This is a genomic window from Streptomyces sp. NPDC001156, assembly GCF_053598275.1.
Genome location: NZ_JBSFJX010000273.1, coordinates 1 through 9,256 on the forward strand (window position 1 = coordinate 1; position 9,256 = coordinate 9,256).

The following is a 9,256-nucleotide window of genomic DNA, read 5'->3' on the forward strand; positions in this document are numbered from 1 at the left end:
ACAGCCTGCGGGGCTGAAGCCAGAGGCTCGAAACGGCTGGGCCGCCACCGCCGGACCGTCGAGCGCACGATGGCCGGGCTTGGCGGATGTCGCCGCCTGCACCACCGCTACGAGCGCATGGTCAAGCACTTCCTGGCCTTTCTCGGCTTCGCCGCTGTCCTGTGCTGCTACAAGCGGCTCGTCAGGCTCACCACAAACGTGCCATCAGCGTGAATACGCCAACTACGCGGCTTGGGGGGAAGCATGTCCTGACGTTCTCGGTGTGGGCGCGCATGACCTGCTGGGCGCGTGCGTCATCGCGGGCAGCGATGGCCGCGATCAGCTCGCGGTGCTCCACTCAAGCCTGGCGGGCGATGGGTGTGTAGTACCGGCGGCCCTTGCGCTCGACATGGGCGGCCAGCCCCGCGAGATCTGCCGGTGACAGTAGCTCTCCGGCCGGCCGGCTCTGCCCTCCAGCCACCCCGGCACCGCCAGCGAGTCCCGGACTGCGGCCCACTCGACGTTGGTCATGTCCGACGGATACCTCAGACGCCTGTACGACCGATCCCCAGCGTTCCCGAACCGGTGCGCGAGACAATCACACGCCAGAGCAACCGACGGGGACTCGCCCGGCAGCGGCACGGAAGCCTGCGGCACAGGACCTCCTGACGCTCGAAGGGACTTCAGCAATTCCGAGCTGGACAGGAGGCCCTGCCCTCATGCACGTCCCGACCGAAGATCACCCCACCGAGTCGCCACACTCGAACCAATGCTCACCTCGATGGATAGAGCAACAGCTTCTTGACGCACGCTTCCATGGCCCGGTGGGCTGCTGTGTCCGCGAAGTACGGCTGGCGCTTCGGCCGCCCGCACGCGGTCGTTCATCAAGGGCTGTGTGACAGAGGGCCGGATGGAGATCGGGCAGCTGGTACTTAGGGCCCCGCCCGGCGGTCACCGAACTCCAGCCCCGCCTCAAGCAGTTGGATCTCTGCACCGACGAGGCCAACGGCAATTCCAACAGCCAGGTCGATGACGCGGTACGGAACTACCAGTGGGTTCGCGGCATCAAGAGCGACGAGCTCGGGGTGTACGGCAAGGCGATCCGGGCGCGACTGGAATCGGAGACGTCGGAGCCGTAGGGGGCCCGCACCAGCGCATCCGGCCAACGCTCGCGCGGCTGCGCGCCGTGCGCCCGAGCCCGTGCGCCCGCGCATTCGATGTCCGCGCGCCCAGCGTGCGCGCCGTCAACCGCCGCTCCCGGTTGCTCACAGTGCGGCGCAGTCACGGCGCACGCATCCGCAATGGATTCACGGAATTGCCGTGTAGATCGGCGACGAGCTCTGCATAATCGCTGGCGTCTATAGGGGGAAGGATTCGCATATGGATGGGCAAAGGTGTTCGAAGTGTGCCGCTGAACGGGCGGCGGGGGGCACTGACGCCTGTCAGTGCACTCAGCAGGTGGCCACCACGGCCCGCCGCGCCGGCCCGTCCGAAACGGCCGGGCCGGAGGACTTCCAATCGCTGGGCGTCCGCCCCTACATGTACGTCAAGCTGCCAAAACCGCCCGGCGCACAAGAGCTCCCCTCCAACCCGCCTCCGGGCCAGCGCCCCACCGCTGCGGGACAGCACGCAACGCCGTCGACCCCCGCCACTCCGCCTTCTGCGACCGTCCCCTCGGGCATGAGCGTGGTGGGCGGCCGTACGCTGGAGGTGCCCCACTCGCTCTCAGAGCCGTCGGCACCGCCGACGACCGGGCCGGACGAGGCCGACACCCGGCCGCTCCACACGCCGCACGAAGCGGTAGCGCCGAGTGATCCACACACACGGCGCACACCGAGGGCATCACACGGGCCGGACAGGCCGCTGTCGCCGTCGCGCCCCCTTTCCCGCAAAAGTTCCCCCGGGAGGCAGAGGCGCCGGCCGAAGGGCCGGCGCCGACAGGCCCTGATCCTGGCGGCGATCGTGGTCGCCGTCGCGGGCTTCACGAGCGGGCTGCTCAACCCGGACGAGCCAGGGCGCGACACCGCGCTGCAGGACGGACGCACCGGCGCGCCGGAAGAGTCCGGCCGCACCCCGGCCTCTTTGTCACCCTCCGCGTCGGCGTCCACCGAGGCGTCCGCTGCGAAGCGCGCGAGTTCCTCGGCGTCGACGTCGACGCTGGCGTCGGCCATGTCGGCCGCGCCGGCAGCGCCCTTGGCGTCGACGTCGAGGTCGGCGTCGGCCACGCCGGCAGCCCTGAACCGCGTGCCGGCGGCCCCTACCGCCGACTCGGTCGGTTCAGCACAGCCTCCCACGAGCCAGACCGTCACGGGACCGGTGCTGCGCCGCGGCGACAAGGGCCCCGAGGTCGCGGAACTGCAGCAGCGCCTGCGCCAGCTCTCGTTCTACGCCCACGACATCACCGGTAACTTCAACATCCAGGTCGAGAACGCCGTGCGCAGCTACCAGAGCGCCCGCGGCATCTCCGCAGAGCCGGGCGTGTACGACGCGGCGACGCGCCGCAGTCTGGAGTCGGAGACCTCGGAGCCCTCGGAGCCCTCGGAGACCTCGGAGCCCGACTGAGCGTTTGGTCCGCTGATTCGCGTTTGCTCCCCAGTCAGGTTCCGCGCCAGTTCAGGGTGGCTTCGCCGGTGAGGCGGCGGGCCATGAGGTCGATCATCGCGCATGGCTTCGGAGCGGTGTGGACGCATCTCGTAGTCGCGAGCGAGGCGGCGGCGGTGCATGAGCCAGCCGATGCTCCACTCGATGGCACCATGAACCCCTCGACGCCGGCCGAGCGTTGCACGGGGTGGACGTCGACGCCGAGGCGGACGCCGTGGTCGATGGCGGTGGTGCGGTGGCCGGCGGCTAGCCAGGCATGGGTCACGCGCGGGTGGCCGGCGGCGATGCGGGACAAGAGGCGTCGACCACCGCGGCGCCGGACACACTCGCGGCCGTGACCATGACGGTGGCAACAGGCCGAGTGTGTCGCAGCCCAGGTGGCGCTTCAGTTGCGTCCGATTCCGTCTCATTCATCACAGTAAGTGGCTGTCCAGAGTCGTCCAGGCGGTTCAGGCAATCAAGGCGTGCGTACGGGATCGAACGCGCGCGAACACGTCCAGATCATGCCCTGACCAGCACCGACGAACCTGCAAAGCGAGTTACGCGGGTTCGATTCCCGCCATGGCCTCCAGTGCCTTGAGCAGGCAAAACGACAGGGCGGCACCCCGAGAGGGGTGCCGCCCCGTTGCTCGTCCGTCTCGGTTCCCGTCTCTGTTGCGGGAGCGCTCATCATGACTGCGCTCCGACAACGGGGCAGAGAGGGCCTACCGAGGAGAGCCGACGGGTACCCGCCGGCCGCCCTGGGTCAGCTCCGCGCCGCGCGCTTGGCCGCGCGGGAGCTGCGGATGGCGCGGGTGAGGACGGGCGGCAGCAGGTCGACCGCGATGCGGCGGGTGAGGCTGCGGCCTGGGGCGGCGGGTGTGGAAGGCCGGGCGGCTGACCGCTCTGCGACGGGTTCGGGCTCCGCGGCGTGCCGGGAGAGCGGGACGGACGGCGCCCGCATGCCCTTGGACTTGAGCCGGATGATGCGGTGTCCGGCCGCCTCCTGGACGCTGAGGAGGCAGTCATCGCGACTGCGTGCCATCGCCAGCAGCTCCTTCTGCACCTGGCCGGGGTCGCCCCAGGTGCCGTACAGCTTCTGTGTGCTCAGACAGATGGGGCGCAGGCCCCTGTTGAGCACTGCCTCCCAGGCGGCCACGGAGACACCGGGCGTGTGCTCCGAACGGAAGTCGTCCAGGACGACGACTCCGCCGGGCAGCAGCAGGTCGTGCGCCGCGCCTATGTCGGCGTACACGTGCTTGTACAGGTGCGAGGCGTCGATGTGGACGAACCGGCAGGAGCGGGGCTCGACCTCGTCCGGCACCAGGGAGCTGGGGCCCTCCAGGACACGGGGCAGCTCGTCGTGGAAGGAGAGGTAGTTCTCCTCGAAGGCCCGTCGGTTGAGCGCGCTGTACGACTTCGTCGACTCCGCCCGGTTGGCGGCGTCCGGCGCAGCGCCCTCGAAGAGGTCGCACACCGTGTACCGCTCACCGTCCCGGAGGTGGCTGCCGAGGAAGATCGCGCTCTTCCCCATGTACACCCCGACTTCCAGCAGATCGCCCCGCATCCCTGCGGACTCCTGGCGCGCCAGGAGCCAGTCGAAGAGCATCTGGTCCAGTACGGGGAACCACCCGGGAACGTCTTCGAATCTGCGGGGTGGTTGGGGTGCGGTGTGTACGGTCGTCATGCGAACAGGCACTCCCTTGTGCGGACGAGCTGGGGTGAGATTGCTGCGTACCTGCCCCGGTACGCATATCCAAACGTGGGACAAGATGAACGGTGGGCCAATTTCCGTATCGGTGCCGCGGCCCACTTGGCCGGCATGGTGTCTGAGGGCCCCTGGGCGGCACCCCGGACGTCCCCGCCGCCGGGTGACGCCGACGGCGGGGACGTTCAGGGATGCGTCAGAGTGCCAGTGCGGTCAGCTGCTGAGCAGGGTGAAGTCTCTGACCGTCGTCGCCCCCTTCTTGATCTTCACCGTGGCCGATGTCGGCTGATAGCCGTCCTTGGCCGCGATGACCTGGAGCGGGCTGTTACGGGCGTCGAGCCACAGTGCGTAGCTGCCGTCCGCAGCGGTCTTGATCGTGTAATGGGTGGCCCCGCTGGAGATCTGCACGGTCGCGCCGGCGATCGGGCCGCCCCCGGACGCCGTGACCGTGCCGGCGATCTTGCCCCAGGTGGTGGGCGGCTTCACGGTCAGTGAGACGCCGACCGGGTCGAGCCGGTACGGGGTGTCGCTGCGCGGAATCAGCGAAGCGGTGTAGGTGCCCGGCTGGGTGATCTCGGGTACGGAGGCGTCGAGCGTGATCGTGAGCGTCGTGGAGGCGCCCGGTTGGACGGTCACCGTGTTCGCGCTTTCGGTCAGCCAGGTGACATCGGCGGCGTGCACCTGGTCGTAGCCCGGCAGGACCTCGGAGGTCTTGATCGGAGTGCCTGCGCTGGTGAGACCGCCGATCGCGTAGAAGCCCAGGCTGCCGCCGCCGCGGTAGACCGAGGCGTTGGCGTTGGGCAGGGCGGTCCAGACGTTCTCGCCCGGCTCGTAGGCCCACACCTGGTTGGTCAGCGCGGTGCCGTTGCCGACCACGCCGCCCCGGATCAGCAGCATTCCGTTCGCCGAGGCGTAGGCCGCGCCCCAGGCGTCGGTCGGCTGGTCCGCGACGGGCGACCAGGTGTTGGTGTCGGGGTCGTACATGTAGGCGTGCTTGGAGGTCACGCGTTGGGCCTCGCCGCCCGAGCAGTAGAGCTTGTCCGCGATGGCGCCGCAGGACTCCCAGGCCACCTGCTGCGGGTACGGGGCAGCCATCGACCAGGAGTCGGTGTCCGGGTCGTAGACGGAGACGTCGGTGGAGCCGCAGCCGAGGGTGGGGCAGCCGCCGACCGAGTACAGCTTGCCGTCGAGTACCGCACTGCCCGCGCCTGCGTACGGCTTGGGCATGCGGGCGCCCGTGCTCCAGGTGTTGGAGGCGATGTCGTAGATCTCCAGCTTGGCGTCCGGGCTGCCGCTGCTGCCCCAGCCGCCTACCACGTAGATCTTGCCGTTGATCAGTCCGTGGGCCGGGGCGTCGCGGGTGTCGGCGCCGGAGGCGAGCTTGGTCCAGCTGCCGTTGTACGCGTACAGGTCCTTGGTGCTGGCGCCTCCGATGGAGCCGAACGCGGAGTAGACGGTGCCCTGGTAGGTCTCGACCGCGTTGTCGCCGGTGGCCACCGGCAGGTCGGGGACGGGCTGCCAGGCGGTGCCCGGGGCACTGAGGGCGCGGGCCGTCGCGTGGGACTGGCCGGCCCTCGAGGCGGCCGCGGGCGAGGTGAGCCGCAGCGGCGAGTAGGAGCCCTTCACCAGGTGCAGGGGGGCGCTTGCACGCTTCAACGGGACCGCTGCCCGCTGTATGGCGAATCCTCCGGTCTTCTCGGTGAGGTTGACGGTGGCCGGTGCGGTGCCGTCGTTGGTGACGGTCAGGGTCTGGCTCGCGCTCTTGCCCCAGGCCACGTCCTTGGCGATGGGCGCCGGGGTCAGCTTGAGCCGGCCGGCCTTGAGTGCGAGGTCGTGCTTGACCGTGCCGTCCGGGGTGATGTCCACGGTGTCGGTGGCCGTGGTGTAGCGCGACAGCGCGGCGGCCACCGGGTGGTTGCCCGTCAGGTGCGAGAACATCCAGTAGAAGCCGTCGCCCGCCTGCGCATCGTCGGGCGTGGCCGTGCTGGTGGTGTGGTCACCGGGGGCGTCGGTGCTGGTGACGGTGGCACCGTTGACGCCCGCGTGGGTGTTGGCGTCCGTCACATGGCCGACGAGGAGGGCGCCGGGTACCGGGTCGTAGGTGCGCTGCCCGAGGAAGACGTTGTCGAGCTGCCACCACATGCCCCAGTCGATGGTGGTGTAGTGGAAGCGCACCCGGACGTCGCTCTTGCCCGCGTAGGCGTCGAGCGGCAGTTCGACGTGGGCTGGACCACGTACCCAGATCGAGGTCTTCTCCCACAGGGTGGTCCAGGTGGTGCCGCCGTCGGAGGAGATGTCCACATCCGCGGTGTTGCCCGCCCAACCGGCGTAGTCGGTGTCGAAGGCCAGGATGGGCGTGGTCGCCGAGCCGAGGTCGAACGACGGCGAGACCAGCGATGAGTCCTGCGTCTGCAGGCCGCTGAAGTCGCTGTCGACGATCGCGGAGCCGCCACGGCCGCCGGTGTTGTTGCCCCGGCTGCCCGGGTCGTCGAAGGTCCAACCGCCGTCCGTGCCGTCGGCGTTGACCACGCTCCAGCCGTTGCCGGGCCCGGTGGTGGAGTCGAAGGCCTCGGTCGGGCCGTGCAGGTTCACGGCGTAGCCCGGCGCCTGGGCAGCCGCCGAGTCCACGGGGACGGCGAGGTCCAGCTTCTGGTCGGCGGTCGCGACCTGGACGGTCTTGTCGACCGCCTGGTAACCGGGGTAGTTGGCGGTGACGTGCAGGGTGTACGAGGCGCCCTGCGGGAGCTTCAGGGAGTAGGCGCCGGTGACGGGGTCGGTGAAGACCGGGCCGCCGGGCACACGGTCGGCGGTGATCTTCGCGTAGAGCGGCCAGCCGTGGCCGGAGCCGTCGGTGACCTTGCCGGAGACCGTCTGCGTGGGCAGGGCGTCGAGGCTGAAGGACTGGGCGACGGTGCCGCCGTCGGCCAGGACGACACCGTCGGCATGGCCGACGGCGTAGCCGTACACGCTCGCGGTCATGTCGTAGGTGCCCGCCGGGATGTCCAGCCGGTAGGTGCCGGATGCGTTCGAAATGGCGGTGTTGTCACCGGCCTTGACGGACACTCCGGCGATCGGCTTGCCGGTGCCGCGGTCGGTGACCGTGCCGCTGATCACGCCGTGCGGGCCGGTGCGGAACGCGTCGATGCCGTGGGGAGTGCCTAGCCCGGTGGGGCCGTCGTAGCCGGGGCCCGCGGTGCACAGCACCGCCGGGGTGCAGGTGCCGTTGCTGCCGGCGGTCACGTCGTTGAGCGAGCCGGCCTGGGCATAGGGGTAGGCGTTGGGGTACGTTCCCGCGGCCGGGGTGCCGGCGTCCGCGTAGACGCCCGTGATGAGCGGGGCGGATGCGCTCGTACCGCCGTACACCTGCCAGCCGTCGCCGCCGTAGGTCTGGTAGACCGAGACGCCGGTGGCCGGGTCGGCGACGGCCGAGACGTCGGCGACGGTGCGGTTCGCGCACGCGGTGTCGGTCTGGAACGCGGGCTTCGGCTCGTAGAGCGAGCAGCCCGAACCGGGGCCGCCGCCGCTGGGGCCGTGCCACACCGACTCGCTCCAGCCGCGGCTGGTACCGGAGTTCTTGACCAGGGCGGTGCCGCCGACGGAGGTGACGTACTGCGAGGCCGCCGGATAGGCGACGCCGTAGCTGCTGTCACCCGAGGACGCGACGACCGCCACGCCCGGGTGGTTGTAGTAGGGGTCCAGGGCGGTGAGTTCCGCCGGGTCCTCGCCGCTGCCCGGAGTGGTGTTGTACCCGGAGCCATACGAGTTGGAGACGTACTTCGCGCCGAGCGCGACCGCCTCGTCCACCGCGGCACCCATGTCCGCGAAGGCCGGGCTGTCCGCCTCGACCAGCAGGATGTGGGCGTTGGGGGCGGCGGCGGACACCATGTCCACATCGAGCGATATCTCGCCGGCCCATCCCGCTTCAGCGGCTGGATAGTGCGTGCCGCCGCGCTGGTCGACCTTGGTGAAGCAGCCGTTGGCCGTGGTGCACGCGGGCAGACCGTACTGCTGGCGGTAGACCGCCAGGTCGGCTTCGACGCTCGGGTCGTCGTAGGCGTCCACGATCGCGACGGTCTGGCCGGCGCCGCCGTCCGCGCGCAGCGCATAGGCGCTCTGCAGGTCGTCGGCGCCGAAGCCGGACGGGGTCGCGGACAGCGGCTGCACACCCTTGCGGGCGGCCACGTCGGTGCGGCGCATCGCCAGGCAGGCGAACTGCCCGGGCTTGGGGTCCGCGCACTGCTGGACGACCGCGGTCTTGCCGGAGGACACGGCGGCCGCGGGCGCCGCCGCGGGCAGTTGGAGTCCGATGAGGGCAAGCGCTGCCGACAGGAGGCCGGCGACCGCGGTGGCGGCTCGCCCTCCACGTCCACCGCTCGGTCTGAGACGGATCGTACGCACGGAAAATCTCCTGAAACCGGAGGTGACCGGGCGATGAGGATGTCCCCGCCCGATCGCGGCCCGATCAGACCGCTGGCGTATGCAACTGCCTCCACCCTGCCGCCCGGAAGGCGTCGTGGCTGTCGCATATGTGACACGCCCAAAAGCGCCGTGCGGGGTCGACGTCCCGTCATCCGGGAAGGGACGTCGCATCCGCGCGCAGGCGCGGTCGCCAGGGGATTCGCGACGACATCCACGAAGCCTTCCTCAGCCTGGCCTGCGGCATCATCTGCCGGCGCCGGCTGGTCGACCTCTCAGGAGCCTTGAGAGCACGGCAGTTGGGCAAAGCGCGATCACGGTCTCAGGGGTGTCGTCGCCGCCGGCGCCGCGGTTCGACGTGGTCGACGTGGTCGACGTGGTCGACGTGGTCGACGTCAAGGATGGGTGCGCCGGCATCCGTGCTCTTGGTGGGGCGCGGTTCAGGCCGGCCCTAGAAGATCACTGAAAATCTTTGGTTCCAACACCGTTGCGTTTGAGTGTTGAGGTGCAGGTCAAGCCCTGGTGAATGACGCAACGGGACGTCCTGATAGATCAACTTGTTGCTGAGGCAAG

Annotated in this window: 4 protein-coding genes and 3 pseudogenes; 4 read left to right on the forward strand and 3 right to left on the reverse strand. The window is 70.0% G+C overall.

Annotated elements, in window-relative coordinates; genetic code table 11:
* The 4 genes and pseudogenes from ACWDA7_RS46955 to ACWDA7_RS46970 form a co-directional block, all read left to right on the forward strand.
* Nucleotides 1–213 (forward strand): annotated as a pseudogene (locus ACWDA7_RS46955) (hypothetical protein); the annotation flags it as partial.
* Nucleotides 214–262: 49 nt separating this feature from the next.
* Nucleotides 263–421 (forward strand): hypothetical protein, encoded by a 159-nt coding sequence (locus ACWDA7_RS46960; RefSeq protein ID WP_450613588.1) that lies wholly within the window; start codon nucleotides 263–265, stop codon nucleotides 419–421.
* A 511-nt stretch (nucleotides 422–932) separates the two neighbouring features.
* Nucleotides 933–1,118, forward strand: a pseudogene (locus tag ACWDA7_RS46965) (peptidoglycan-binding protein); the annotation flags it as partial.
* Between the two features lie 823 nt (nucleotides 1,119–1,941).
* Nucleotides 1,942–2,541 carry a peptidoglycan-binding domain-containing protein gene (locus ACWDA7_RS46970; RefSeq protein ID WP_450613589.1) on the forward strand — a complete coding sequence of 200 codons (600 nt, stop codon included), beginning with the start codon at nucleotides 1,942–1,944 and terminating at the stop codon, nucleotides 2,539–2,541.
* 34 nt (nucleotides 2,542–2,575) lie between these two features.
* Here ACWDA7_RS46970 and ACWDA7_RS46975 read toward each other — a convergent pair.
* The 3 genes and pseudogenes from ACWDA7_RS46975 to ACWDA7_RS46985 all read right to left on the reverse strand — a co-directional run.
* Nucleotides 2,576–2,714, reverse strand: a pseudogene (locus tag ACWDA7_RS46975) (IS5 family transposase); the annotation flags it as partial.
* Nucleotides 2,715–3,325: 611 nt separating this feature from the next.
* Nucleotides 3,326–4,246, reverse strand: a complete 921-nt coding sequence (locus ACWDA7_RS46980; protein WP_450613591.1) for a class I SAM-dependent methyltransferase — start codon at nucleotides 4,244–4,246, stop codon at nucleotides 3,326–3,328.
* Between the two features lie 234 nt (nucleotides 4,247–4,480).
* Nucleotides 4,481–8,596, reverse strand: a complete 4,116-nt coding sequence (locus ACWDA7_RS46985; protein WP_450613592.1) for a carboxypeptidase regulatory-like domain-containing protein — start codon at nucleotides 8,594–8,596, stop codon at nucleotides 4,481–4,483.
* Between the last annotated feature and the right edge of the window lie 660 nt (nucleotides 8,597–9,256).